Annotated in this window: 23 protein-coding genes and 1 pseudogene; 10 read left to right on the forward strand and 14 right to left on the reverse strand. The window is 71.6% G+C overall.

Annotated features, from left to right (window positions below):
• The first annotated feature begins 241 nt into the window (after nt 1-241).
• Complete coding sequence (locus EMA17_RS04005) at nt 242-844, forward strand: lytic polysaccharide monooxygenase auxiliary activity family 9 protein (protein ID WP_126635434.1); 603 nt, start codon at nt 242-244, stop codon at nt 842-844.
• Here the strand turns inward: EMA17_RS04005 and EMA17_RS04010 are convergent.
• Nucleotides 817-1,506, reverse strand: a pseudogene (locus EMA17_RS04010) (FAD-dependent monooxygenase); the annotation flags it as partial. The gene EMA17_RS04005 and the pseudogene EMA17_RS04010 sit on opposite strands and share 28 nt — an antisense overlap.
• A gap of 234 nt (nt 1,507-1,740) precedes the next feature.
• Here EMA17_RS04010 and EMA17_RS04015 point away from each other — a divergent pair.
• Both EMA17_RS04015 and EMA17_RS04020 read left to right on the forward strand, forming a co-directional pair.
• Nucleotides 1,741-2,133 carry a hypothetical protein gene (locus EMA17_RS04015; protein WP_126635436.1) on the forward strand — a complete coding sequence of 131 codons (393 nt, stop codon included), beginning with the start codon at nt 1,741-1,743 and terminating at the stop codon, nt 2,131-2,133.
• A gap of 331 nt (nt 2,134-2,464) precedes the next feature.
• Nucleotides 2,465-3,046, forward strand: a complete 582-nt coding sequence (locus tag EMA17_RS04020; protein WP_126635437.1) for a hypothetical protein — start codon at nt 2,465-2,467, stop codon at nt 3,044-3,046.
• 296 nt (nt 3,047-3,342) lie between these two features.
• Here the strand turns inward: EMA17_RS04020 and EMA17_RS04025 are convergent, their stop codons facing one another.
• The 3 genes from EMA17_RS04025 to EMA17_RS04035 form a co-directional block, all read right to left on the reverse strand.
• On the reverse strand, nt 3,343-4,449 hold the full coding sequence (locus EMA17_RS04025) for an NAD-dependent epimerase/dehydratase family protein (protein WP_174861296.1): 1,107 nt from the start codon (nt 4,447-4,449) through the stop codon (nt 3,343-3,345).
• Nucleotides 4,446-5,711 (reverse strand): wax ester/triacylglycerol synthase domain-containing protein, encoded by a 1,266-nt coding sequence (locus tag EMA17_RS04030; RefSeq protein WP_126635438.1) that lies wholly within the window; start codon nt 5,709-5,711, stop codon nt 4,446-4,448. The genes EMA17_RS04025 and EMA17_RS04030 overlap by 4 nt, the downstream gene beginning before the upstream one ends.
• 175 nt (nt 5,712-5,886) lie before the next feature.
• On the reverse strand, nt 5,887-6,759 hold the full coding sequence (locus EMA17_RS04035) for a phosphotransferase (protein ID WP_126635439.1): 873 nt from the start codon (nt 6,757-6,759) through the stop codon (nt 5,887-5,889).
• A 552-nt stretch (nt 6,760-7,311) separates the two neighbouring features.
• Here EMA17_RS04035 and EMA17_RS04040 point away from each other — a divergent pair.
• The 6 genes from EMA17_RS04040 to EMA17_RS04065 all read left to right on the forward strand — a co-directional run bounded on the left by EMA17_RS04040 (nt 7,312) and on the right by EMA17_RS04065 (nt 13,271).
• On the forward strand, nt 7,312-8,568 hold the full coding sequence (locus tag EMA17_RS04040) for an ROK family transcriptional regulator (protein WP_160161307.1): 1,257 nt from the start codon (nt 7,312-7,314) through the stop codon (nt 8,566-8,568).
• Nucleotides 8,569-8,791: 223 nt separating this feature from the next.
• On the forward strand, nt 8,792-9,049 hold the full coding sequence (locus tag EMA17_RS55205) for a lasso RiPP family leader peptide-containing protein (protein ID WP_281290430.1): 258 nt from the start codon (nt 8,792-8,794) through the stop codon (nt 9,047-9,049).
• The gene (locus tag EMA17_RS04050) at nt 9,046-11,004 is read left to right on the forward strand and encodes an asparagine synthase-related protein (RefSeq protein ID WP_126635442.1); all 1,959 of its coding nucleotides are present in this window, start codon (nt 9,046-9,048) and stop codon (nt 11,002-11,004) included. The genes EMA17_RS55205 and EMA17_RS04050 overlap by 4 nt, the downstream gene beginning before the upstream one ends.
• Complete coding sequence (locus tag EMA17_RS53790; protein WP_246126426.1) at nt 11,001-11,876, forward strand: lasso peptide biosynthesis B2 protein; 876 nt, start codon at nt 11,001-11,003, stop codon at nt 11,874-11,876. The genes EMA17_RS04050 and EMA17_RS53790 overlap by 4 nt, the downstream gene beginning before the upstream one ends.
• A 238-nt stretch (nt 11,877-12,114) precedes the next feature.
• The gene (locus EMA17_RS51605) at nt 12,115-12,279 is read left to right on the forward strand and encodes a hypothetical protein (protein ID WP_160161308.1); all 165 of its coding nucleotides are present in this window, start codon (nt 12,115-12,117) and stop codon (nt 12,277-12,279) included.
• A 266-nt stretch (nt 12,280-12,545) separates the two neighbouring features.
• Nucleotides 12,546-13,271, forward strand: a complete 726-nt coding sequence (locus EMA17_RS04065) for a DUF981 domain-containing protein (RefSeq protein WP_126635444.1) — start codon at nt 12,546-12,548, stop codon at nt 13,269-13,271.
• A gap of 58 nt (nt 13,272-13,329) precedes the next feature.
• On the opposite strand, the gene EMA17_RS04070 is transcribed toward EMA17_RS04065, so the two are convergent.
• The 9 genes from EMA17_RS04070 to EMA17_RS04110 form a co-directional block, all read right to left on the reverse strand.
• Nucleotides 13,330-14,520: a globin domain-containing protein gene (locus EMA17_RS04070; protein ID WP_126635445.1), complete on the reverse strand. Its 1,191-nt coding sequence runs from the start codon at nt 14,518-14,520 to the stop codon at nt 13,330-13,332.
• Nucleotides 14,521-14,619: 99 nt separating this feature from the next.
• The gene (locus EMA17_RS04075; RefSeq protein WP_126635446.1) at nt 14,620-15,069 is read right to left on the reverse strand and encodes an RrF2 family transcriptional regulator; all 450 of its coding nucleotides are present in this window, start codon (nt 15,067-15,069) and stop codon (nt 14,620-14,622) included.
• A gap of 120 nt (nt 15,070-15,189) precedes the next feature.
• Complete coding sequence (locus tag EMA17_RS04080) at nt 15,190-15,960, reverse strand: S16 family serine protease (protein WP_246126427.1); 771 nt, start codon at nt 15,958-15,960, stop codon at nt 15,190-15,192.
• A 95-nt stretch (nt 15,961-16,055) separates the two neighbouring features.
• Nucleotides 16,056-17,171 (reverse strand): bile acid:sodium symporter family protein, encoded by a 1,116-nt coding sequence (locus EMA17_RS04085; protein WP_246126428.1) that lies wholly within the window; start codon nt 17,169-17,171, stop codon nt 16,056-16,058.
• Nucleotides 17,172-17,267: 96 nt separating this feature from the next.
• Nucleotides 17,268-17,534: a hypothetical protein gene (locus tag EMA17_RS04090; RefSeq protein WP_126635447.1), complete on the reverse strand. Its 267-nt coding sequence runs from the start codon at nt 17,532-17,534 to the stop codon at nt 17,268-17,270.
• A gap of 82 nt (nt 17,535-17,616) precedes the next feature.
• Nucleotides 17,617-18,480, reverse strand: coding sequence for an isocitrate lyase/PEP mutase family protein (locus tag EMA17_RS04095; protein WP_126635448.1), 864 nt, complete (start codon nt 18,478-18,480; stop codon nt 17,617-17,619).
• 340 nt (nt 18,481-18,820) lie between these two features.
• Nucleotides 18,821-20,008 carry an NAD(P)/FAD-dependent oxidoreductase gene (locus EMA17_RS04100; RefSeq protein ID WP_126635449.1) on the reverse strand — a complete coding sequence of 396 codons (1,188 nt, stop codon included), beginning with the start codon at nt 20,006-20,008 and terminating at the stop codon, nt 18,821-18,823.
• Nucleotides 20,005-20,202: a ferredoxin gene (locus tag EMA17_RS04105; RefSeq protein WP_126635450.1), complete on the reverse strand. Its 198-nt coding sequence runs from the start codon at nt 20,200-20,202 to the stop codon at nt 20,005-20,007. The genes EMA17_RS04100 and EMA17_RS04105 overlap by 4 nt, the downstream gene beginning before the upstream one ends.
• 78 nt (nt 20,203-20,280) lie before the next feature.
• Nucleotides 20,281-21,258 (reverse strand): zinc-binding dehydrogenase, encoded by a 978-nt coding sequence (locus EMA17_RS04110; RefSeq protein WP_126635451.1) that lies wholly within the window; start codon nt 21,256-21,258, stop codon nt 20,281-20,283.
• Between the two features lie 379 nt (nt 21,259-21,637).
• Between EMA17_RS04110 and EMA17_RS04115 the strand changes: the two genes are divergently transcribed.
• A complete protein-coding gene (locus tag EMA17_RS04115) occupies nt 21,638-22,732 on the forward strand; it encodes an AraC family transcriptional regulator ligand-binding domain-containing protein (RefSeq protein ID WP_160161309.1) in 1,095 nt (364 codons plus the stop codon).
• Nucleotides 22,733-23,031: 299 nt separating this feature from the next.
• Here EMA17_RS04115 and EMA17_RS04120 read toward each other — a convergent pair whose 3' ends face one another.
• A complete protein-coding gene (locus EMA17_RS04120) occupies nt 23,032-23,574 on the reverse strand; it encodes a pentapeptide repeat-containing protein (RefSeq protein WP_126635453.1) in 543 nt (180 codons plus the stop codon).
• Nucleotides 23,575-23,586 lie beyond the last annotated feature (12 nt).

Here is a 23,586-nt window from a genome sequence, read left to right on the forward strand (position 1 = left end):
GCGTGCTGAACGCGCCCCCGGCAACGAACGTACGCGACACGCGCAGGTCGCGCCCGACACGATCCGAATCCGGACCGTGTGGTTCCACGTTCGGATGCGGTATTCGACGTCCCATCGACTCGACGACCACGCTCCGGCGCACGCGCGCACGCGCGGTTCGACACGCGCGCGGATCGATCCGAGGCCGCGTCCGAACGAGTCTGCCCGTCCCGGCACGACTTCGTTCACGAGGAGAAGTTCGATGCGCAAGCTACGCAAGAGGAACGTCCTGGCCACGCTGAGCGCCTCGGTGCTCGCCCTGCCCTTCCTGCTGCCCGCGCCCGCCGCCTCCGCCCACGGATTCATCTCCGGCCCGGAGAGCCGGTCCGCGTACTGCTACGACGGCACGGTCCAGGACTGCGGCGACATCCAGTGGGAGCCACAGAGCGTCGAGGGCCCGAAGGGCTACCCCGCGGGTGGACCGCCCGACGGGCAACTGTGCGCCGGCGCCGACGAGCGCTGGGCCCCGCTCGACGACCCGCGCGGCGGCCAGTGGCCCACCACCCGGCTCACCTCCGGCTCCAGGTTCGCCTTCACGTGGGAGATCCAGGCCAACCACTCGACGACCTCGTTCCGGTACTACGTCACCAAGCCGACCTGGAACCCCGCCACACCGATCACCCGCGCCCAGATCGAGAGCACCCCGTTCCTGAACGTCCCGTACCACGGAGCCCAGCCCGGCACGCACGAGGTGCACACCGGCACCCTGCCCACCGGGCGCACCGGCCGAGCGGTGATCTTCGCCGTCTGGACCATCGACGACACCGACAACGCCTTCTACTCCTGCTCCGACGTGACCTTCTGACGCCATCGCAACCACACACCCACCGCACCCCCCGGCGGCCGGCCGCACCGGCCGCCGGTCGCGGATGCTCGGCGTGGTGCCGGGCGATCGGCTCCCCACGCCCGTCGCGCGGCGGCGGCGAGGTGGCTGGTGCGCCAGGCGATCACGTGGTCGGGACGGATCAGCAGGGCGCCGTGGTCGCCGATGCCGCAGGCGTCGGCGGGCCGTTCCGTTGCGGGGGCGATTCGGCGGCGCAGGTATGCCGTGTCGAGCGTGGAACGGAGCCCGTCGTCGCCGGGCAGGGGCAAGTGCGGCAATTGGGTACCGGGCTCGCCGCGCCGGCGGTCCGGCTCGGCGGCCACCGGTGGTCCGGCGGCCGGATCGTCGCCCGGCATCGGGTATCGATAGCCGATGGCCGCTGCCGCCTCGCCGAGCAGCGGGCGGTCCTCGATCGGGACCAGGGCGCGGTCGCGGGCACGCAATAGTGCCTGCTCCACGGTGATCCGACCCACTGCGCGACGTTCGGGCTCGTAGTCCTCCAGCCGTCGCGGGTCGGCGTGGCCGCGCAGGACCGAGACCCGTTCGGTGGTGAGGTTCCAGGCGTCCTGGATGCCGGCGTTGGCGCCGAAACCGCCGGTTCGGTGGGGTGGCGCGTGGACCGCGTCGCCGAGCAGGCAGACGCGGCCGGCGCGGTAGACACCTCACGCTGCCAAGCGGTCAAGCGGGGGTCGTGAGCGGCCGGTGTAGCCTTCTGGCTGTTCGATTTCGGGCAGGGGGTGTGGGGACGCAATGGGCGTAGCGCGGGTCATGGAGTCGTTGGCAGAGCAGGGTGTGACGGTGTTGTTCAAGGTCGATGCCGAGCGCATGCGCGTTGGTGCTTCCCGATTGACCGCGCGGTGCAGGGCGGGCAACGAGCCGTGATCGAGCTTCCCGAAGGGTCATGGTGGGACTGGGACATTGTCGACTGGACCCCCGGGCGGTTGCGTCTGGGTGCCGGGCATGACATCTCGTATGCCCACGGCCTGGAGGTGGTGTTCGGCGACCCGGTCTTCGTCACGTGCCCGTCCTTCTTCCAGGACCCGGTGTTTCGTGCGCCGACGCCCGACGAGGTCCGACTCGTTGCTCGGCAGGTCGGTGAGATACCTTCCGTGCTGATTGCCTTCGAGGCCGATGCGGGCGGGCCGAGTCCGGCCTCCGGCCTGGTCGCGGCTGGGCGGCTCGACATCGTCCAGGGAACCGTTTTCCGTTACTGGCGCGAGAATCTGGCAGTCGGGGAACGTCTGGCTTCCTGGGTGAAACCTCCGGCTTGAGTGGTCCTCGGCCTTCCCGCCGCACCGAGGGCTTCGCCCGACGGCGGGAAGGCGGCGAATTCGTCGAATGGCCGGCGGTTCTCGAGGCAGTGGTGGAGCCGGCCGAGCAGCCGGTTGAAGAGGTTGCGCCGGGCGGCGGTGTGCCGGTCGGAGTGCTCGTCGCGCCGGCGCCGCTGGTGGGCTTTGGCGCCCATGGAGGCCGACAGGGACGCGAAAGCCCATGGATATCCCGCATGGTCGAGCTGACGAGGGAGGCCGAATCGCCGCCGGCGTCGCCGCTGGTTGCGCGCGGCCGGAGTCACGATGGCGGTGGCCGTCTGCGGTGCGGGGGGTGATCGCCGCTGTCGCGCGCGGGGCGGGCTCCGTGGATCCGTCCACCACGGCCGCCGCGCCGATTCCCCGCGATGCGCCCGCGTGGGGCCCACAGGAGCCGGGCCCGTTCACGTGCGGCCGGCCGATCGGATACCCCACGACCGAGCGGTACGACGGGTTCGGGCTGTCGCCGTTGACGATCGAGCATCCCGCCGGGGCGCCGGACGGTCGTCCGACGGCCGTGGCCACCCTGACCCCGTCGTCGCCGACCGGATTGAACGCCACCGAGGTGTATCCCGTCCTGCTGGTACTGCGCGACGGGATCGTGGTGGGCGGCCCGGTCCAGGCCGGTGCCCGGGGGCCCGGACGACTGCTCCGCAGCCCGACCTGGGGTCCTGGCGATCAGACGGTCAGGGATCTCGCTCCGGCCTGGTTGTGTGGCGCGGTGACCTGGGAGCAGATGTGGGCGCACCCGGGAAGGTACACGCCGGCGCTCGTGATGACCCCACCCACGACCGACGGCAACCGGCCCGGCAGCCGTGCGATCGACGCGTCCTATCCATTGCTGATCTCGACGGCGCGGCTCGACGCGCGGCCGTGAGATGGATCTCGTCCGGTGCGACCGCCATCGTCGTCGCACCGGACGAGGGTCGTGTCAGCGACCTGATTTCGGTGCTCGTCGAGGAGCAGCCCGCCTTGACCGAGACGTTCCGGCCGGTCTCGCGGGAGACCGGATCCGAGAACACTCGGCCCGGGTTTTGCGAGGGATCGAACTCGGGCCGCAACGGCCGGTTTCCGTGAGCGTCCGGGAAGCCGGGCAGACAAGACTCGCGTCGGTGCACGCGGCGGTACGCGAGCGCTCCAATTCAGCGGGTTCGGTCTCGTCGGTGTCTTCGGTCAGGGATGTGGTGCTGTGGTTGCGGGGGTGGGGGCGGGTTTCGGTTTTGTGGCTCGTGTTGCCCTGCGTGCGGGGCCGAGGTGGGTTCGCAGACGCCAGGTGGTGAGGATCTGCTGCTCCTTGGCCGGTTCCATTCCGTGTTCGTCGTGGCGGGGGTGCGCCACGGCGGGGTCGCCGGTGGTCATCCACGTCCAGGTGTCGTGGATGGTCTCCTCGATGGGACGGCAGGAGAATCCGGCGGCACGTGCGCGGTCGGCCGCGATGGTCCATGCGCGGGGTCCGGGCTGCCACAGGGGCAATTCCGTGAAAGGGCTGATGCCGCAGCGTTGGAGGAGGGCGTCTTCCACCCAGGCGAAGGAGGCCGTGGAGCCGGTGGTCAGGCGGCAGGCGCGGAGCAATCGGGCGAAGGTGAGCGATCCGTCGAGGGGCGTGGTGAGGTTGAACGACGCGTCCTGCGAGCCCGCGGCCACGTCGAGGGCGAAGGCGGCGATGTCGCGGACATCCGTGACCTGCACCTGCCGGTTCGGATCTCCGGGGGCGAGTACGGTCCCGCCGCGTTGCACGCGCCGCAGCCACCACGGCAGGCGGCCGACGTATTCGTACGGGCCGACGAAGATGCCGGCCCGCAGCATCGTCGACCGTTCGCCGAAGACGGAGCGGACGGCGCGTTCGCAGCCCGCCTTGAGTTCGCCGTACCGCTGCGGTGCGAACGGCCGCGCGGACCCGTGCGGTGAACCGGTGGCGTCCGGTGGGCAGTTCCGGATCGCCGACTCGTCGCTCACGTGCCGCTCGGGCCAGTCGCGATAGGCGGCGGCGCTCGACACGAACACGTACCGGTCGACCGCCTCGTGGAGGCTGCGCGCGCCGTGCAGAACGGTGTGGGGGATGTAGCCGCTGGTGTCGATCACGGCGTCCCACGGGCCGCAGGCCGACAGGCTCCTTATGGCCTCGGGCGACGAGCGGTCGCCGCGCAGGGCCCGGACGCCGGGTGTGTCGGGGCCCGACAGGCCGCGGTTGAACGTGGTGACGCACAGGCCGCGCCGGACGGCCTCCTCGGCCAGGGCGCGGCCGAGGAACCAGGTTCCGCCGAGAATCAGCAGCCTCACGGGTGGATCGGCTCCGCCCGCGGAGGCTGGGTCGGGATGACGGGCGGCGCCGGCGTCTCGAGGTGGGCCAGTGCCTGGAGGTAGAAGTCGGCCATCCGCTCCCCGAGGGGCAGCGCCTCGTCGACGACCAGGCACAGTTGCGCACTCGTGCCGTGGACGAGCAGGGCCGCCACGAACAGGTGGCCGGGCGGCAGGGCGGGATGGAAGGCTACGAACTTCGGGTCGAGGCCCGCGCCGGGGGTGAACAGGAGCGTGGTGCTGCCGCCGATGACATGCCGGGGGTGCAGTTGCCGCCCGAGCAGCCAACCGCAGAGGCGGCCGGGCAGCCACCGCACGAGGTCCCGTGCGGCCGCGCGATGACCTTGCGCGGCGGCGCCTCGGGCGATGAGGTCCACCAGGCGCTCCCGGGGCGAACTGGACGCGCCGAGCAGGGGCAACCGCAGGGCGAGCACACGGTTGCCCCACGACGGCGGGTCGTCGGGACGGCGGGCATCGACGGCCAGGAACAGCGCGGGCCGGTGCAGCCGTACTCCGGAGGCCGCCGACCATCGGTGCAACATGCCGGTGAGCGCGGCGAGATGGGCCTCGTTCGGGCCGCCGCCGAGCGGCTGGGCGACGCGTCGCAGGCGTGCCCTGTCCACGTGGGCGTACAGGAGACGACGTCGCCCCGACAGCGGTGTCGCCGCGGTCGCCCCGGCGACGCTCGTCCCGGCGATCTCGCCCAGCAGTCGGCCCATCAGCCCGGCGGCCCGCACCGCCCGGCCCGGCAGCGGTTCGGGTCGGCTCGTCCCGGTCGGGGTGGCGCCGGTGAGTACGGTGCGCAGCGTGTGGGACGCCGCGCCGCCGTCCTGGCAGCAGTGGTGGACGCGGTAACACAGGCTGTAGCAGCCGGGTTCGTAGCCGTGGATCAGCGACAGGTCCCAGTCGGGCCGATCCCGTTCCAGCGGGCGGTCGAGCACGGAGGCCGCCACCGCTTCGAGGGGCGTGTCCCTCGGCACCTCGACCTCCACGACGTGCCGGGCGAGATCGAAGTGGGGGTCGTGGACCCATCGGGCGCGCCGCGACGAGCCCGTGAGCCGGCAGGTCAGTCCCGGCAGGACATCGACGAAGCCCGCCAGCCACGCGCGCAGGTCCTCCACACGCGGTGGGGCACCCTCGAAATGTGCGATTCCCGAGACGTCCGAACGCCCCGGGTCGCGCTCCTCCCATCCGAGGAACATGCGGTCGAGTCCGTGCGCCCGAAAACTGGGTGTCAGCGTCACGACCGGGAGCGTACCAACTTTTATGTCGCTTACGTTGCATATCGTGACCAAACAGGCGAACGGGCGGCCCTTGATCGAGCGTCGGGTCCCGCCTCGAACCGCCGCCGCCGGTGGGTCGTCGACGCCATGGTTCAGCGGGGCCGGTACGCATGGGGTTGTGCCGGCGATGGTCTCGTCACGCGGTTCCGTGCCGCATTCGCCTGGTCACCGTGTCGAGTGTCGGCCAGGGCGGACCCTCGTGCAGCAGGCGCAGAAGTTCCGCTCCGAATCGCCTCCCGTTCGGGAACCGGTCGCCGAGCTCCCAGCGCCACGCGGCGACCATCGCGACAACGAGCTGCCGACACTCGTCCAGCAGCTCCCGGTCGATGCCCGGGTAGTGCTCGCAGACCGCCTCGGGAGCATGGGCGAGATCGAACTCGACGGGTCCGCGACAGCACGTCTCGAGGTCGACGAACAACGGGCCGTTCGTCGTGCCGAGCACGTTGCCCGGATGCGGTTCGCCGTGGAGCAACTGCTCCACGGCGCCGCGGCCTTCGATCGCCCGACGCAGGCGCGCCAGTCTGCCGCTCAGGAACACGCGGTCCGCGTCGGCGAGTTCCGGCGAGCGATCCGGGTCGGCGACGACCTCCTCCGCCTCCGTGATCCGGTCCGTGAATCTCGGGCTCGGCACGTCGACCGCGCGCATGCCGGCGTGCAGCCGCTCCAGCGCCCGCGCGTAGTCGACCGGTGAGGGGGGCGGTGTCACGGGCTCGAAGTAGGTCCACAGCGTCACCGCGAAGCCGTCGCGCGTGTGCACACGCGGGTCCGTCCGAGGCTCCAAGGGACACACCGGGCCGCCGACCTCGGCGAGCCGCTGCGCGAGTTCGATCTCGAATCGGGCGACCTCTTGTCCCACGAGGGCGACCCGGGCGAAGACGTCGCACGGGGTCAACCGCAGGGCCAACTTGTTCGAGTCGTGCAGAACGGTCGCCTCGTCGGCCGGCAGGCCGAGCGACGCGGCGACCGAGGTCGCGGCCGCGATCGCACGCGTGACGTCGGTCGTCTCCATCCCCGAATCCTGGCACGAACGAGCGGGGACGATGCCAACGAGCGTGGCCGGCTTCCGCGTTCCCTGTCATACCAACCCCGCCGACGCCGTCCGACACCCGATGGGCGGCGATCGACAGGGAGCGGGCCGGCGTCGATGCGCACGCCCGCTCCCGCTCACTCGAAAAATGCGACGGCTTCTCGCCGACGGCCCCTGGGACATCCGGCGTCCGTCGCGTGGACGGAACCGGAAGCACCGGTCCTGGCCCGGCGTTCTTCGTCGATACGATGGGTCCGACCGGCGTGACGGTGGACGTGCCCGCGGGCCCCCGGGTGACCATGGATGGCATCCGCCGGTTCGGCGTGTGCGATCGTCTCGACGCGTCGTACATCGGGTATGACTCGTGACACATCGCCTGCCGAGTGGCGGCGTTCATTCCGGGGGGTTCGACGATTCGGTCCGAAGTCCCACCGGATACGAAATGAAGTATTAGCCTGCGTTTCGGGTGCAAGCGCCTTCACTGTGAACGATCGCCGACGCGCTCGCTCGTTCGCCGACCCATCGGGGGAATTCGTGGCCGATCTCCGTACCCTGCTCAGGGCGGGCGATGCCGGCAATCGCCGCCGCGTCCTGCAGGCCCTGATGATCCGCGGCGGGAACCAGACCGACGTGGCCAAGTACGCCGGCATCGCGGCGGCGACGGCGGGCAACATCCTCAGCGCCCTCGAGGGTGAGCACGTGGTGCGGCGCCAGGCGTCCGGACGCGAACAGCAGGTGAACCTGCAACCGCTGACCGGCGTCGCGGTGGGCGTCGAACTCGGCTTCCAGCGCACGTCGGTGGTGGCCCGGCGGGTCGACAGTCCGCACCTGGCGCCGGTCGGCAGGCAGGACGACGTGGGTGCCAGGCACGGTGTCCAGGCGTGGTCGAACGCGGTGTTCGCGGCGGTGACCGCGCTCGCGGAGGAACTGGGCGAATCGCCCGACGACATGGCGACGGTCGGGCTGGCCGTCCCGGGCGCGGTCGATCCGCGCTCCGGGCTGCTGACCCCTCCGGTGTTCCCGCTGTGGCGCGATCAGCCGGAGCCGCGCGCGGAGTTGGAGCGGCTGCTGCGCGACAAGGCACGTCCCGGCACGCTGCGCGGCGAGTTGCGCGTGGTCATGGACAACGACGGCACGCTGGGCGCGCTCGCGGAGAGCGTGCACTCCCACCCCGACGCGGAGATTCTGCTGTGGATCAAGGGAGCGACCGGCGTGGGCGGCGGGCTGGTCGTCGGCGGCCAGGTGATCCGCGGCGGCAGTGGCTCGGCGGCGGAGATCGGGCACATCGTCGTCGATCCGGAGGGCGACTACTGCCAGTGCGGCGGACGCGGCTGCCTGGAAACCCTGATCGGGGCGAACACCCTGATCCGCAACGTGCGTTCGGGCCTCGGGCAGCTGCCCGTCGCCGCGCAGCCGACCGACCTCTACCAGATCGCCGACAAGGCCCGGGCCGGCAACCAGGTGTGCCTGCGGGTCCTGCGCGAGGCGGCGTTCCACCTCGGCCTCGTCCTCGGCAACGTCTGCAACGTGCTCAACCCGAGTCTCGTCCTGCTCGGTGGGGCGCTGGGTTCCGCGCACGACCTGATCCTGGCGGATTGCCGGTCCGCGATCGACCGCACCGCGCTCGCCGCGGTCCGCCTCGACGCCTCCCGTCCCGAACTGGTGGGCCCCGGCGATCCGGAGGCGAAACATCCGCGCTTCCGCCTGGAGCCGAGCCGGCTCCCCGACGCCATCGCCCGCGGCGCGCTCATCCTGGGCATTCAAGGCGCGGGTTTCGCCGAAAATCGTTGATTTCGCGGTGGATTACGTTTCAGGTTGGGCATTGTCGCCGGTCCGAGGTGTTCGATTCGTTCATTCCGAAAGGTTCATGTCGGGTCCGACACCCGTAATTTCCGGGTCCTCCCGAGGTGGGGTCGAAAGCCGACCACCGCTTGTATGGTGGAGAAAACGTTTCGCGCCCGCCGCGGTGACGAGTCGAAGGCTGGGGAGAATGCGCAGGGTTGGCGACGCTCGCATGCCGGAATCACCGGAGACTTCCGCACCCGAGGCACTTGAGGTACTTGAGGCACCGGAAGCACCGGGCGCACCGAACGCATTGAAAGCGCCCGTATCCCCCGAAGAACCCGGATCACCCGAAGCGCGCGAATCACCCGAGGGTGCCGCCGGTGCATACCAGGCCCCGATGGTCGTCGCCGTCGGCTCGGTGCGCCGGGCCACCAAGGGCAGTGCCGCCAGCGGCAAGGCGGACGCGAATTCGCAGTTCTACTGGTGAACCCGTCCTCCGCGACGGCGCCCGGCCGCGCGCGGCCCGCCGAGGTCGCCGTGGCCCCCGGGTTCGTCGTCGCGATCCGGGAGCGGCCCGCACGGTCGCCGGCCGAACCCCCCGCCGACCCCGCATCGTTGGGCCTGCCCGGCACCGCCGTGTGGTCGGCGCTGCCGGGGCTGCGCGTGTACGGGGCATGGCGGCCGGGGCAGGTGCGCTCGGCGGTGTACCGCGACGTGCGCATGGTGGTACTGGGTCACTGCCTGGCGTCCGACGACCGGCTGGCGCGCGAGCTTCGCGACATGATCGAACGCGAGGGGATCCGGGCCGACGGGATCGACGGTGGCGAGGGCCGGGTGGGTCGCGGGCTCGACCTGCCGGGCGCCTACGTGTGCGTCGTGGCCGCCCGCGACGGCGTGCGCATTCGATCCGATCTGGCCGGACAGTACCCGGTGTTCGTCTCGCGCGCGGACGGATGGGCCGTCGCCGCGTCGCACGCGCGCCTGCTCGCCCGGCTGCACGACCGCGAGCCCGACGCCGTCACCGCCGCCGCGCGGATCGCCTGCGCGCACGTGCCTCCACTGTGGGCGGACCGATCCCCGTTCCACGACGTCGCGCGGGTGACGGGCGGCGCGGTTCTTCGACTACGGCCCGGCGCGCCGCCCGTGGTGGGCCGCACCGGGACCCTCTTCGGTATCGACCCCCTCGCGCGCGGCGCGCACACGCTGCGCGACGCGCTGACCGAGGCCGTGGCCGCGCGCCGTGCCGCCGGCGCCGTGGCAAGCGACTTCAGCGGCGGACTCGACTCGACGACGCTGGCGTTCCTCGCGGCACGCGCCGGGCATGGGCCGGTGTCGGCGGTGACCTACCACCACCCGGATGCCCCGGCGGGCGACCTGGCCCATGCCCGGCGGCTCGCCCGTCTCGACGACCGGTTGCGTCACATCGTGGTCGAAGGCCGCCACGACACACTGCCGTTCGACCGGGACGCCGCCCGAAGCCAACCGACCCACACGGCGCCCGTGTGGCGGACCGACGACGACGAGCCGGTGCCGGGGATGCTCGCCCGCGGTCGGTCGCTGCTGCGCCTGGCCGCCGTCGGCCCACTGGACAGCCATCTGACCGGTGAGGGCGGAGACGCGGTTCTGGGCGCGCCCCCCGCGTATCTCGCACATGTCGCGAGCCGCGGGCACGCGCGTACGTTCGCCCGGCACTGTCTGGCGCAGGCCCGACGCCACGACACCTCCGCCGCGGCGTTGGCGGCGCGGGCGCTGCGTACGGCCCGGACATCGGGCTCCGAGGCGCTTGTACACCTCGCCGCGGCGCTGCGGTCGGGGACGATCGCCGACGGCCCCACCTCGTGGATCGACGGCGTGACGTGGTGGCCGCCGGTCGGCGAGGCGGTGTCGTGGCTGACACCGGCGACGCGTCGCGCGCTCGCGGACCGCGCGGAGCGGGTGGCGTGCGACGGCACACACCACCTCGACGGCGCCGCGGCGGCCGTGCACGTCGCCGGTGCCGGCGAACTGCGGCATTCCGCGGACGCGCAACGCCACCTGCGCGAACTCGGCCACCGGTACGGCGTCGACGTGCACGCGCCGTTCCTGGACGACAGGGTGGTGCGGGCGTGTCTCGCGGTCGCGCCGGGGGAGCGCGTCGACCCCGCGGGCGGCAAGCCGTTGCTCGCGGCGGCGTTGCGCGGCACGGTTCCGTCCGCCGTGCTCGGCCGCCGGACGAAGGGCGACTACAGCCGCGAGGAATACCTGGGCGCGCGGCGGGCCGAGCCGTGGCTACGAGCCTTGTGGGCGGACTCGGCCCTGGCGGACGCCGGTATCGTCGAACCGGCGGCGGTGCTGCGGAGCCTGGCGCGGTTCACCGCGGGCGTCGCGGTACCGCTCGGCGCGATCCGGCAACTCGTGGCCACGGAAGTGTGGTTGCGTGCCCGGCGGGAGGAAGGATCGTGAGGATTCCCGCGCACGTGCGCCACGAGACGATGCCCGACGGCGGCGTGGTGGTGCTCGACTGCGCCGACGGCCAGTGGTACGTGTTCAACTCCGGCGCCCGGGACTTCTGGCAGTGCTGGTCGTCCGGACGAAGCCTCGCGCAGAGCGTCGCGGCCGTCGCGGAGCGGCACCCGGACCTGCCGCGCGAGCGGATCATCGCGGACGGCACCGCGCTGCTGCGACAGTTGACCGCGCTCGGCCTGGTGGAGGCGGAAGGCGAGGGTCGGGTCGGGGCGCGGTCGTCCGCCCGGGGGTGGGCCGCCCGCTTCGGGTTCGCCGAAGCCCCCTCGCGGGCGGCGAACCCCGCTCGGAGCGACGGCGCCGGCGCCGTTCCGGGCGCCGCGACCCGGGCACGGCCGATGGCCCGACGGCGTGCGATGGCCCGACGACGTGCGACATCCCGACGACGCGCGATGTCGCAACGACGCCCGATGGGCCCACGACGCTCGGCCCTCGGCCCGCGGGTCGCCCTGCTCGGCGCCGCGCTCGCCGTGCGGCTCCCGTTCGCCGTCGTACATCGCGCGGTGCGCGCGACCCGGGGCCGATGGGCCTCCGTCCCGGAGGACCCGCGTCGGGCCGAGGAATGCCTCGCGGCCCTGCGCCACATCGCGCGCCGGTTCCCGGGGCGCGCCGCATGCCTGGAGCTCTCGCTGGCCGCCGTCCTGCTGTCCGCCGCACACCGACGCCGCCTGGACTGGTGCCTGGGGGCGGCCCCGGATCCGTTCCGATTCCACGCATGGGTCGCGTGCGACGGCGCCGCGGTCGCCGGCTCGTTGTCCGGGCCGGAGGACGACGGCGATCCCCCGCCCTACCGCGCGGTCCTGACGGTCTGAACGCCCTTTGATCGCCGCACGGTTCGGATTGGCCGTTCCGCGGCCCGGCGGCGCCGTCGACCGTCGAATCCGCATTGCCGCCGAATTCCACCCACCGCGTCCGACCATGTGAAATCCGAAGTCGCTCGGCACGATTTCTCGTGCCCGATCATGCCTACCTCGCACCCGAACGCCGTCCCTACGCTCCCCACACAGGTCGGTACAACACCGGTCCGCGTGTTCGGAGGAGCGAGGACACATGAGCGAGAACAAGCGTGGGCGACGCAAGCCCTGGATCACGATCGCCGTCGAAGCCGATTTCACCATCGGCAGGCGCCAGATCATCCGCGCCGTCAAGATCCTCTGCGGCCTGCTGGTCGCCGCCCTGCCCATCCTGCTGCGCGGCCTGGGCCTACTGCCCTGAACCACGCCGCCCCCGCCCGGGCGCCCCACGGGTGGTCGGCCTCCGCCGCAGTCCGCTGCGGACGGTGGCCGACCCACCCGACCCGTCGGCCCGCCGACGCGGGCTCGGATGTCGACGCGCACTGTCCGGTGCCGGGTGCCGGGTGCCGGGTGCCGGGTGCCGGGTGTCAGGTGCCGGTGCGCCGGTCGGGTCGCAATCGGGTGAATGCCGGCGTCGGTGGCCGAAGGATCGAGTGATTTGCGCTACTTGGTGATTATTGTCCGAATATGAGTCAAGGTGCGTACAATCTCGCGGCCTCCGGTTTGAAGATCGACTGGAACCAGATGCCGACCTACAACACGATCATGTCCGTGGCGGCCGGAGCCGGGCTGCTGCTCGTGGTCGCGCTGGGGTGGCAACTCCTCTCACCCGGGCGCAGGATCGTTCCGGAGGCGTGGGCGCTTGCCTTCGGGGCCCTGGCGTTCGTGCTGATCACGACCGGTCTGCACATGACCCTCACCTGGCCGCTGGCCGGTCAGGGATTCCCGTTCGACAACATCGTGTTCGGCGAGCCGTCGCTCGGCTTCGGCGTGCTGCTCGCGTGCGCGTCGCTGTACCTCTGGAAACGAGGAGCCGCCCTGGCCGAGGACCCCGACCGGCTGATCCGCACCGCGGGACTGGCGTCGCCCATCTCGGTCTTCGTGTTCGGCATGGGCCTCGCCTGTTTCGGGATCGCGGCGGCGGGCTGGAAGTACACGCTGTTCGCCGCGCCTCCCGAGGAGCCGATCTCGGGCGAGTTCGCCGATCACCCGATGCTGGAGGCGAGTTTCATCTCCAGTCTGTACGTGCTGGTCGGCATCGGCGCGATCCTGTTCCCGCTCGCCCTGCTCCGCCCCAACGGTTGGCCGGTTCGCGTGGTCGGAGTGGCCTGGACCCTGTCCGGACTGGCCTTCCTGTTCTTCGGCGGGCTGAACTACTTCACCCACATCGGCCTGATCGTCAACACGATGTGACACCCCGCGCCGCCCGTCCCGTGCCCCGGTGTGTCGGGGCGACGGGCGAGGGGCGACGCTACTCGCCGCCGAGCCACAGATCGGGGCCGAAGACCTCGTAGTGGATGTCGGCGGCGGGGACGCCGCGTTCGATGAGCCGGGCGCGTATCGCGCGCATGAAGGGCAGCGGGCCGCACAGGTAGGCGCGGGCGGCGGTCGGGACGGCGATGTCCGTCAGGTCCATGCGTCCCGCGCGGGCCTCGGTGGTGCCCTCCGCGTCGGGCGATTCGTACCAGAAGTGCGCCGCTGCCGAGGGCAGTTCGGCGGCCAGTCGGGTGTGTCGCGCGCGCAGGGCGTGCTCGGCGGGAGAACGATCGGCGTGCAGTACGGTGACGGGTCCGGCGTGGTCGACACTCACGAGGTGGTCGAGCATCGCCACCATCGGAGTGCAGCCGATGCCGGCGGAGATCAGCAGCAGCGGCGCGTCGGCGTCGATGGACGGCACGTCGCCGTACGGGGCGGACAGGGTCAGGCGCGAGCCTTCCCGCACGTGCGCGTGCAGGTGGTTGGACACCTCTCCGTCGGGCGTGCCGTGCACCCGCTTGACGGTGATCGACAGGGTCTCGGCGGGCGCCGCCGACAGGCTGTACTGCCTGATCTGCCGTGCACCGTCGGCGAGTTCGACCTGGACCGAGACGTACTGTCCCGGCCGGAAGCGTGGTGCGTCCGCGCCGTCGACCGGCCGCAGCCGAAACGTGACGACGTCCGCGGTCTCGCGCGAGCGCCGCACGACCTCCCAGTCGCGCCAGGTGCTTCCGTCGACGGCGCCGGCCTCGGCGTACAGGCGGGCCTCGACGGCGATCAGGGCGTTGGCCATCAGCCAGTAGACCTCGTCCCACGCGCGGGCGACGTCGGGTGTGACGGCCTCGCCGAGCACATCCACGATCGCCGCGAACAGGTGGGTGTGTACGACGACGTACTGGTCGCGGGTGACGCCGAGCGACGCGTGCTTGTGGGCGATGCGGGCGATCAGGGCGTCGGGACGAACCTGCGGGTGCTCGACGAGCGCGGTGGCGAACGCGGCGATCGAACCGGCCAGCGCCCGCTTTTGCGAACCGTCCGCCTGGTTGCCGCGGTTGAACAGGTCGCGGAGGAGTTCGGGGTGGGCCGCGAACAACTTCTTGTAGAAGAGGTCGGTGATGTCACCGATGGCCGCGCCGATCGTCGGAAGCGTGGCGCGGACGGTGGTTGTGGCCTGCTCGGACAACATGACGACTCCTAATTGGTATCACAGATGCGTATTAAAGAGCGGGGGAGGTGGGCGAAGGGCGTGAGACGGGCGAGGAATGGAAGGTCGGGGCGGGACGAATCAGCCGGACGCGGTGGGCGCCCGGGCGATCATGCCGATCAGCGTCGGGCCGGTGGGCGAGGCGATCAGGTCGGCGAGGGTGATCGGGTCGAGCGAGGCGTAGAAGGCCTCCTGCGCACGCCGAAGCGCCCCGCGCAGACGGCAGTTCGCGGCGAGCGGACACGGCGAGTCGCCCTCGCAGGCCACCACGTCGCCGGCTCCCTCCAGTTCCCGGACCAGCGTCCCCATGGACGCGGACGCGGCGCCCGGCCCCAGGCTCAGACCGCCACCCCGACCGCGTCGCGCCTCGACCAGGCCGAGGTGCTGGAGGCGTGCGACCGCCTTGGCCGTGTGGGTGTACGGGATGTCGATCGCCTCGGCCACCCGGCGGGTGGTCAGGGACTCGTCCCGGGTGGCCGCGAGACACATCAGTGTCCGCAGCGCCACATCGGTGAACATGGCCAGTCGCATGCGGAGCACGCTATTTAATACGCATCACGAATGCAACTTAAGCTCCCGAGGGCCACCCCGACCGCGCCGCGACCCTTTACCGAGGACGAGACCGACGAGTGACCGGCAACGGCCGCCCTCTCAGCACGACGGGACCTTGCCTCCCGTCCCGAGCGCCTTCAACGCATCCACCGCACCGGCCAGGGTCTCCACGGGGACGAGTCGCAATCCGCCGTTGCCCGCCCGGTCCGCCTCGCCGCACTCGGCCCTCGGAAGGACGAACACCGTTGCCTGGTCCCGTTTCGCGGCCAGGAGCTTCATCGGCAGACCACCGATCCTGCGGACCCGGCCGTCGGCGTCGATCGCGCCGGTGCCGGCGATGGTGCGTCCGCCGGTGAGGTCTTGCCCGGACAGTTTGTCCACGATGCCCAGGGCGAGAAACAACCCGGCGCTCGGCCCACCGACCCTGCCGGTGTGAAACGTCGGCTTCGCCTGCTCGGTCGACATACCGAGGTACGCGAGAGCCGCGACCGTGGCATTGTCCTGTGCCTTGTTCATGTCCCGGAGATTGGCTTCTAGGACCTGCTGGCCCGACTTCCCGTCGGGATAGACCGACTCCTTCGGCACGACCGCCTTGTCGGTGTCCCACCACGCGCGCAGCAGGGAACCGAGGTGATGCCTCTCGCCGCGTGCGCCGACCCCGACCGTGGTCAACAGCAGTCGACCGGTGGTCGGGTACACCCTGGCGGGGCCGGAGATCTCGACGACCGGCCGGCCCTCGTTCTCGCCCAGGGTGTCCAACGTCGACGAGGGCCGGACCACGACGTACGGCACAGGCACCGAAAACGCGAGGGCGAACATCAGCAGGACGAGGAACAGGGACACCCGGAGCACAAGCTTGGAACGAGCCACGCCCCATCATTGAACAGGGCGCGATCCCACCCGCCCCCGGGGGGGTTCGGGCGACGCGAGAAACCCCGATGCGGACAGCGCCGATCGTGGGGTGTTCAGGGGTGTTCGTTTGCGAGATCGCCGGTTCGAGGTCGGTCGTCGTTTCCGGCGGGAACCGTGGTTGGCTCGGTGGCGCAGGGTGCCGGCGGGGCCGGAACGTGGGCGAAGTCGCGGGCGTTGTCCGGGCGGCGTGCCCAGCGGCCCGAGAGTACGGAGCAGACGATCAGTTGCAGTTGGTGATACAGCATCAGCGGCAGGATCGTCGTCCCGGCGTGGGCACCGAACAGGACCGCCGCCATAGGCAGGCCCGCGGCCAGGCTTTTGGTGGCGCCACCGAACACGATGGTGATCCGGTCTTCGACCGTGAAGCCCAGCCGTCGGGACGACGTCGCCGTCAGGCCGAGCGTGGCGCCCAGCAGCGCGGCGGTCACCACGACCAACGCCGCCAGCCGTGCCGGCGTGACCTGTTGCCAGACGCCTTGGACCATCCCGGCGCTGAACGCGCAGTACACGACGAGCAGGATCGAACCACGGTCGACGAGCCCGAGCCACGTCTTGTGACGGGTGACGAACGCGCCCAGCCGGGGGCGCAGGAGTTGACCGGCGAGGAACGGCGCGAGCAGTTGTGTGCCGATGGAGAGCAGCCCGGACGCGGAGACGTCCACGCGCGAGCCGATCAACCACGCGGCGAGCAACGGCGTCGCGAGCATGCCGAGCAGACTGGAGTACGTACCGGCGCAGATCGCCGCAGGCACGTTTCCGCGCGCGACGGACGTCAGCGCGATCGAGGACTGCACGGTGGACGGGACGACGCACAGGAACAGCAGTCCGATGTACAGGTCCCGGGTGAGTACCTGTGGAACCAGGCCCGAGGCGGCGAGCCCGAAAGCGGGAAAGACGACGAACGTGCAGCAGACGATGGTGAGATGGAGCCGCCAGTGGCGGAGTCCGGCGACCGCCTCGCCGGTGGACAGTCGTGCGCCGTAGAGGAAGAAGAGAAGCCCGATGGCCACGTCCGCGCCGACGCCGAACGTCGAGGCCGCCCGACCCTGAGCGGGCAGGACCGCGGCCAGGGCGACGGTACCGAGCAGGGCCGCGATGTAGGGGTCGATCGGCAGTCGCCGCATCGTCCCGAGGAGCCGGGTACGGTGGCCGGGCGTGTCGTCCTGCATGACTTCCTTCGGTGCTGTGGTGGGGCATGGGTGGTGCGGAGTCGGGTCGGAGGCGGCGGCCGAGCCGGAAGCGAACCCGTTCGGCCGCCGCCGGACTCAGTCCCCTCCCTCCAGGTCGCTGCCGACGACGCCGCCGGTCGCCGCGTTGAGCGATCGATCGATTTCCAGCACCGAATCGGGTTTGAAGCTGCCGACCGGCAACACCGTTACGGTTGGCGCGAGTTGCACGACCGGGGTGGACGCGGCCTCGGGTGTCGGGGCCGGTTGTCCGCCGGTGTCGGCCGCGGCCGACACCCCGGGGCTTGCCGCGAACAGCAGACCGGCCGCGAGGGTGGTGACGGTGAGAGTGTTCAGTGCTCGCACGTGGTCGGGACTCCTCGTCGTGGGCGAGGCGGACGGCGACGGCGGCGGATGGGCGGACGGGTGGGCGACCAGATCGGTACGGTCACACCGAGACCGCGTCCCGGGCCGAGTGGTGGCGGCTGATGTTCTTCTCCAACAGCTCGGTCGACTCGCGGACGCCGATGCCGGCACCCTCGTTCACCTGGGGGAGCCGTCCGTCGGCGAAGGCGAGGTCGGCGAGCGCGGCGTCGATGGCGCTGTGCGCCGCGAACAGGCACGGCGTGCTGTAGATCGCGACGTCCACGTCCAGTTCGGTCAGTTCGGTGAGCGAGAGCCGTGGTGACTTGCCGCCGGCGATCTGGTTGAACAACAACGGTTTGTCGCCGATCACGGCCCGGATCCGACTGATCCACTCGATGCTGCGGACCCCGTCCACCAGAACCACGTCGGCGTCGGTCTCCGCGAGTGCGGCGGCGCGCCGCAGGATCTCCTTCTCCTCCGTCGCGTCGGTGCGCGCCACGACGAGCAGGTCGGTCCGCGATTCGAGCACCAGGTTCAGTTTCGTCAAGTACTCGTCCAGCGGCAGCACTTGCTTTCCGTCCGCGTGACCGCAACGGCGCGGACGTTGCTGATCCTCCAGGATGACCCCGGAAGCGCCTGCCCGTTCGAGCTGTTGCACGACGTGGCAGGCGACCTCGGGGTCGACGTAACCGTCGTCGATGTCCACGAGCACGTGGTGCCGGGGGAAGGCCAGTCGCAGGCGCTCGGCGAAGTGCACCATGTCGGGCCAGGCGATGAAGCCGATGTCGGGCAAGCCGTAGTGGGACGCGGCGAAGCCGAATCCGGAGACGAAGAAGCCTCCGTAGTGCTGGGCCGCGATGGACGCGGAGTACATGTCGTAGATGCCGATGAGAGGCGTCGTTCGGGGGCGGGAAATCTCTTCGCGCAGGGCGCTGCCGTAAGTCACGGTTCCTCCGAAGTCGAGAGCGAGTCCTTCCGCCGCGACCGATATGCGCGGGAGCGTGCAGTCGACGCTTCGGCCCGGCGCGGCACGGCCCATGTCGAGATGGACGACGCGACGTGCCGGTGCGGACGAAAGTCTGTCGACTACTACATGTGACGGAAAGACTTCGCTCCGTAGTATGTGGAGGTGGGCAAGTCTTTGTCAAGATTCAACCAACTCGCTGTTCGAATCCCTTTGATGACCCCTTGACAAGACCGACCACGCCATCTGCCGGCCGAGCGTCCGAGGGATAGTTGCTGCTCCGCGCTGATCGTGGACCGGGCGGTGGGGGTGGGGTCGGTGTTCAGGCTGCGCGGAGCAGTTCGTCGGTCAGGATGCGGCGGTACGCGCCGATCCGGCCGGGGCCGCCCACCGTCACCGCGCCGACCAGGCGCCCCGCGCGGTGGTATGTGACCTCGAGCCTGCGGCCAAAGACGTCGTATCGGACGACTCGGCGCTCGTCGGAGTGCGCGGGCAGCCCGACGGCGCGCAGCGTGGACCCGTGCAGGTCGGACCAGAAGGAGGGCACGACGGTGAACGGCCGGGCGTCGTCGTGGTGGAGCAGGGTGCGTGCCGCCGCCGCGGCCTGTTCGGCGGCGTTGCTCCAGTGGCCGAGCGCGATCGGCGCGCCGTCGGCGAGCGGGTGCGGCCATCTGGCGATGTCGCCCGCCGCGACCACGTTCGGCAGCGGCGCGCCGCTTTCGTGCAGCACCCGCAGGCACGGATCGCACGCCACGCCCCCGGCCACCGGTACGCCCGATCCGGCCAGCCATCCGGTGTTGGGCTCGGCACCCAGGGCGAGGACGGCGAGGTCGGCGTCGACGGTGTCGCCGTCCGAGAGCACGACGCCGGTCAAGGCGGGGTTCCCGGTGAAGCCCAGCGCGGTGCGACGGGTCACCAGGGCGATGCCGGCGGCCCGGTGCAACTCCGCCACGTAGGCGCCGACTTCGTCCGCCACCAGGCGGGCCAACGGCTGGGCGGTCGAGACCACCAGGGTGACGTCGAGCCCGCGTCCGCGGGCGGCCCCCGCGATCTCGCTGCCCAGATAGCCGCCGCCGACCACGACGATGCGACGGCCCGTACGAAGCCGGGTCCGCAGCGCCGCTGCGTCGTCGCGCCCGCGCAGGGTGAGCACCCCGTCGGGGACGTGGTCGGCCGGATGGGTCCGAGCGGCGGCGCCGGTGGCGATGACCAGTCCGTCGTAGTCGAGTTCGCGGCCGTCGGCCAGCCGGACCGTGCGGCCCACCGGATCCAGGGCCTTTGCCGGGGTGCCGAGCAGCCAGGTCGCGTCGAGGTCGGGCGGGATCGGCAGGTCGGCGTCCTCGGGCCGCGCCGCTCCGGTCAGGTGCCGCTTCGACAACGGCGGGCGGTCGTACGGGAGATGGGGTTCGTCGCCGACCAGGGTCAGGGTGCCGCGAAACCCCTCGGCACGCAGCGCCTGTGCGGTCCGCAGACCCGCCAGGGAGGCGCCCACGATCACGACGCGCCTCATGCGCCGTCCTCGGCGATGGTGACGGCGCGGGCCGGGCACATCAAGGCGCCCGTGCGTACGTGCCGGGCCAGGGCGGCGGGAGGTGCCGGCTCGTAGATGAGACGGTCTTCGTCGTCGAAGGCGAACACGTCCGGGGCGGCGAAGACGCATTGACCGTGGCTCTCGCACACCGTCATGTCCACGGTGACGCGCATGGGCGAACTCCCTTGCAGGGTCGGACGAAAGGGGGATTGAAACGCGCGTACCGGCGGGGGCTCCGGCATGGTGACGGCCTACGGTGTGACGACCACGCGGCCGCGGGTCGCGGGCTGTTCGGCGGCTTCGTGAGCCTCGACGATGTCGTCGAGAGCGAAGCTCCGGACCTTCGGGAAGCACAGGTCGCCGGCGCACAGCGCGGCGGTGAGGTCCACCGCGGCAGCGTGGTTGGCGTCGTCCGGGAAGTCGTCGTTGCCCAGGAAATGCACGGTGACGTTCTTGACCGCGAGCGACCGGAACGGCACCGGGGCCCGGCTGCGGCCGTTCGCGTAGGTCGCGATGGTCCCGCCGTACGCGAGAGTCTCCAGCCAGGTCGCGAGGTTGTCGGCGAACGCGCAATCGGCGACGCGGTGCACGCCGCCGGGCGCCAACTCCAGGATCCGCCGGGCGACCCGGCCGGAGGCCAGATCGACGGCGTGATGCGCGCCCGCCGCCAGGGCCCGGGCGACCTGGGCATCCTGCCGCACCGCCGCGATCACCGTGGCCCCCGCACGCCGACCCACGGCCAGGGAACTGCGGCCGACCGAGCCCAGCGCGCCGGTGACCACGACGGTCTGCCCGACCACCGTCCCGTCGCCGAGGATCGCCCGATGCCCCGTGATACCCGGCCTGCCCAGGCCCGCGACCTGGTCGAACGGGACCCCCGCCGGCAGCGCGACGGCCTGCGGGTCGGGAACGACGGTGTACTCGGCGGCGGTGCCGAACGGCCGGTAGGACTGCGCGAGGTAGACCCAGACGCGCTGCCCGAGCCGACGGGCGTCGACACCCCGTCCCACCGCGTCGATCACTCCCGCGCCGTCGTCATGGGGGATGATCCGCGGAAACCGCATGACCGAACCCGACGTCCCCCGCCGCTTGCGGGTATCGCACCGATGGACGGCGGAGACGGCCACCCTGACGCGGACCTCGCCCGGCGCGGGCGACGGCGTCGGCAACTCGCCGACGGTCAGCACGTCGCGGGCCGGACCGTTGCGCTCGTACCAGGCCGCTCGCACGACCGCTCACCGCGCGCCGGTCGCGCGGATCGGGCCGCCGAGCCGGGCCGACGGTGGCGCCGGGTCGGGTGACGCACCGCGCGGACTTCGAGAGGCCGCGGGGGCCTTCGCGATGCGCGTGATGGGGTCGTTGGGGTCGTTGGCGTCGTTGGGGTCGTTCACAACGGGTTCCGTTTCGCTCGGGAAAGTACGCCGCGTGACGTGCCGGGCGACTCGGTTCGAGTCGTCCGCGGTTCGTGGCACTCGTTCCGTGACTCTTCGACCGTATGGACGCCACCGGGACCGGACGAGGGACCCGGCCCGCCGGCGAAGGGACGGCACATGCCAACGAGACGGCCGGCATCGACGCGGCGCCGATCGTGACCTAGCCTCGGAAACCGTGCTCAACGGAACCGTCTCCGCCCGCATGGGGCGCTTCATGGTCGACGCCGCGCGCCGAGCCGGAATGGATCCGGCCAGGCTGGTGCGGCTCCCCGACGTCGGCGACACCGTCCTGGCCGACGAGTTCGCTCGCGTGTCCACACCCACCACGCTCGTGCTCTGGGAGCAGATCGTCACCGGACACCCCGGGGCGCACGCCGGCACGCACGCCGTCGGACTGGCGCCGATGGGCACCTTCGGCGTGTGGGACTACCTGTTCACATCCGGCGAGACACTCGCCGAATCGCTGCGCATCGGCTGCGGACACCTCACCGTCATCGGGGATCCGGGCGCGGAGAAGCTGCATGTGACCGACGACGGCCGGCTGTTCACCGTGACGCACTCCACCGGCCCCGCCGGACCCGATGTGGTCGCCGCCGTCGAGCAGTTCGTCGTGCCGTTGATCAGCCGCCGGGCAACAGAGGGGCTGCGGCGTCCCGTCGTCCCGGTGCGGGTCACCTTCCGGCACCGACCGCCGAGCACCGTGGGCCCGTTGACCGATCTCCTGGGCACCCGCAACATCGACTTCGACGCCCCCGTCAACTCGATCACCTACCTCGCCGAGGACGCGCACGCCCCGATGCCGCAAGCCCAGCCGGGCCTGCAGGACGTCCTGCGCAACCACGCGGACATGATCATCGCGTCGGCCAGACCGGTCCTCGACTGGCACGGCACCTTCCGCGCCACCCTGCGCGCGACCTTTCGCGACCCCGATCTCTCCCTGGCCACGATTGCCCGGCGAATGGACCTGGGCCCGCGGACGCTGCAGCGCCGACTGGGCGAACTCGGCACCACGTGGCGCGACGAAGTGGAAGTGGTACGCGAGGAACTCGCCATGGACCTCATCCGCGACAGCGACCTCCCGATGCGGACGATCGCGGCCCGCGCCCGCTTCAGCGACGCCCGGGCCCTGCGCCGCGCCGTCCACCGCTGGCACGGCACCACGCCGAGCGACCTGCGCCGCCGCCACGCGCCACCGACGCAACCGGGACGCGAGGAGGCATCCCCGGAACGGCCGCTCACCGACCCACCCGGGCGCGGCCCGCACGCGTGATCCACGTCGCGGGTCCGCGTCGGCGGGGGCGCCGGCCGCGTGGACGTTCCCGCCCCGACCGCTCTCGACACCGGACGCGCCGCCGGCGGCGGGCACCGATCGGGCGCGCCACCCGCACGCCGTTGCCGGCCGGGATCCGCGCGGGCTCGCCGCCGGCACGGCGCCGGTCGTGCCCTCCCTGCCGCCGTACGCCCACCCGGGTGGGTCGGCTGCCCCCGGGTGGGTCGTACGTGCGTACGCGGCGACCGGTGGTCCGACGCGGGACCCTTCTCAGCCGCCGCTGATGCGCACCGCGTCGGCTACCAACAGATCGGGTTCGACCAGCAGTCGCGACGAGCCCCGACGAGATTCGCGCCGGTGAAGTCCGAGTAGGGCAAGTTGGCGCGGGTGAGGGTGGAGTCGGAGAGGTTGGCGTTGACGAACTTGGAGTAGAAAATGCCGGAGTCGCTGAGATCGGCCCCGTGAAGGTTGGCGCCGGTGAGATCGGTGAAGAACATGTCCGAATCGCGGAGGTCGGCGCGTTCGAGACGGGTGCCGCTGAGGTTCGCGCTCGAGAGATCCGCCCCGTTGAGGTTCACGCCGTCCAGGTTCAGTCCGGAGAGGTCGCTCTCGACGAATCGGGGATGCGGCAGGCCCTGACTGATTCGGCGGAACTCGTTCCAGCGCTCCACACCCTCCTTCTTCAGCATGTCCCCCCAGGGATCCGGCTTCTTCGCCGCCCGTTCCGCCTTCGCGGGAGCGGCCGGGGCGGCGGAGGCCGCCGTCAGCGGGGGCGCCGACAGGGCGGTGGCGGCGAGGACGATCGCCGCAGAGCGCAGGGTCTTGACACGAAGGGCACGCACGAGAACACCTTT

It is taken from the genome of Embleya hyalina (genome assembly GCF_003967355.1).
GTDB lineage: Bacteria > Actinomycetota > Actinomycetes > Streptomycetales > Streptomycetaceae > Embleya > Embleya hyalina.

What these genes read in the sequence shown, in the direction of transcription:
- EMA17_RS04005 (WP_126635434.1), top strand. Translation starts at nt 242, where the DNA reads ATGCGCAAGCTACGCAAGAGGAACGTCCTGGCCACGCTGAGCGCCTCG.
- EMA17_RS04035 (WP_126635439.1), bottom strand. Translation starts at nt 6,759, where the DNA reads ATGGAGACGACCGACGTCACGCGTGCGATCGCGGCCGCGACCTCGGTC.
- EMA17_RS55205 (WP_281290430.1), top strand. Translation starts at nt 8,792, where the DNA reads ATGCCGGAATCACCGGAGACTTCCGCACCCGAGGCACTTGAGGTACTT.
- EMA17_RS51605 (WP_160161308.1), top strand. Translation starts at nt 12,115, where the DNA reads ATGAGCGAGAACAAGCGTGGGCGACGCAAGCCCTGGATCACGATCGCC.
- EMA17_RS04065 (WP_126635444.1), top strand. Translation starts at nt 12,546, where the DNA reads ATGAGTCAAGGTGCGTACAATCTCGCGGCCTCCGGTTTGAAGATCGAC.
- EMA17_RS04070 (WP_126635445.1), bottom strand. Translation starts at nt 14,520, where the DNA reads ATGTTGTCCGAGCAGGCCACAACCACCGTCCGCGCCACGCTTCCGACG.
- EMA17_RS04075 (WP_126635446.1), bottom strand. Translation starts at nt 15,069, where the DNA reads ATGCGACTGGCCATGTTCACCGATGTGGCGCTGCGGACACTGATGTGT.
- EMA17_RS04085 (WP_246126428.1), bottom strand. Translation starts at nt 17,171, where the DNA reads ATGCAGGACGACACGCCCGGCCACCGTACCCGGCTCCTCGGGACGATG.
- EMA17_RS04100 (WP_126635449.1), bottom strand. Translation starts at nt 20,008, where the DNA reads ATGAGGCGCGTCGTGATCGTGGGCGCCTCCCTGGCGGGTCTGCGGACC.
- EMA17_RS04105 (WP_126635450.1), bottom strand. Translation starts at nt 20,202, where the DNA reads ATGCGCGTCACCGTGGACATGACGGTGTGCGAGAGCCACGGTCAATGC.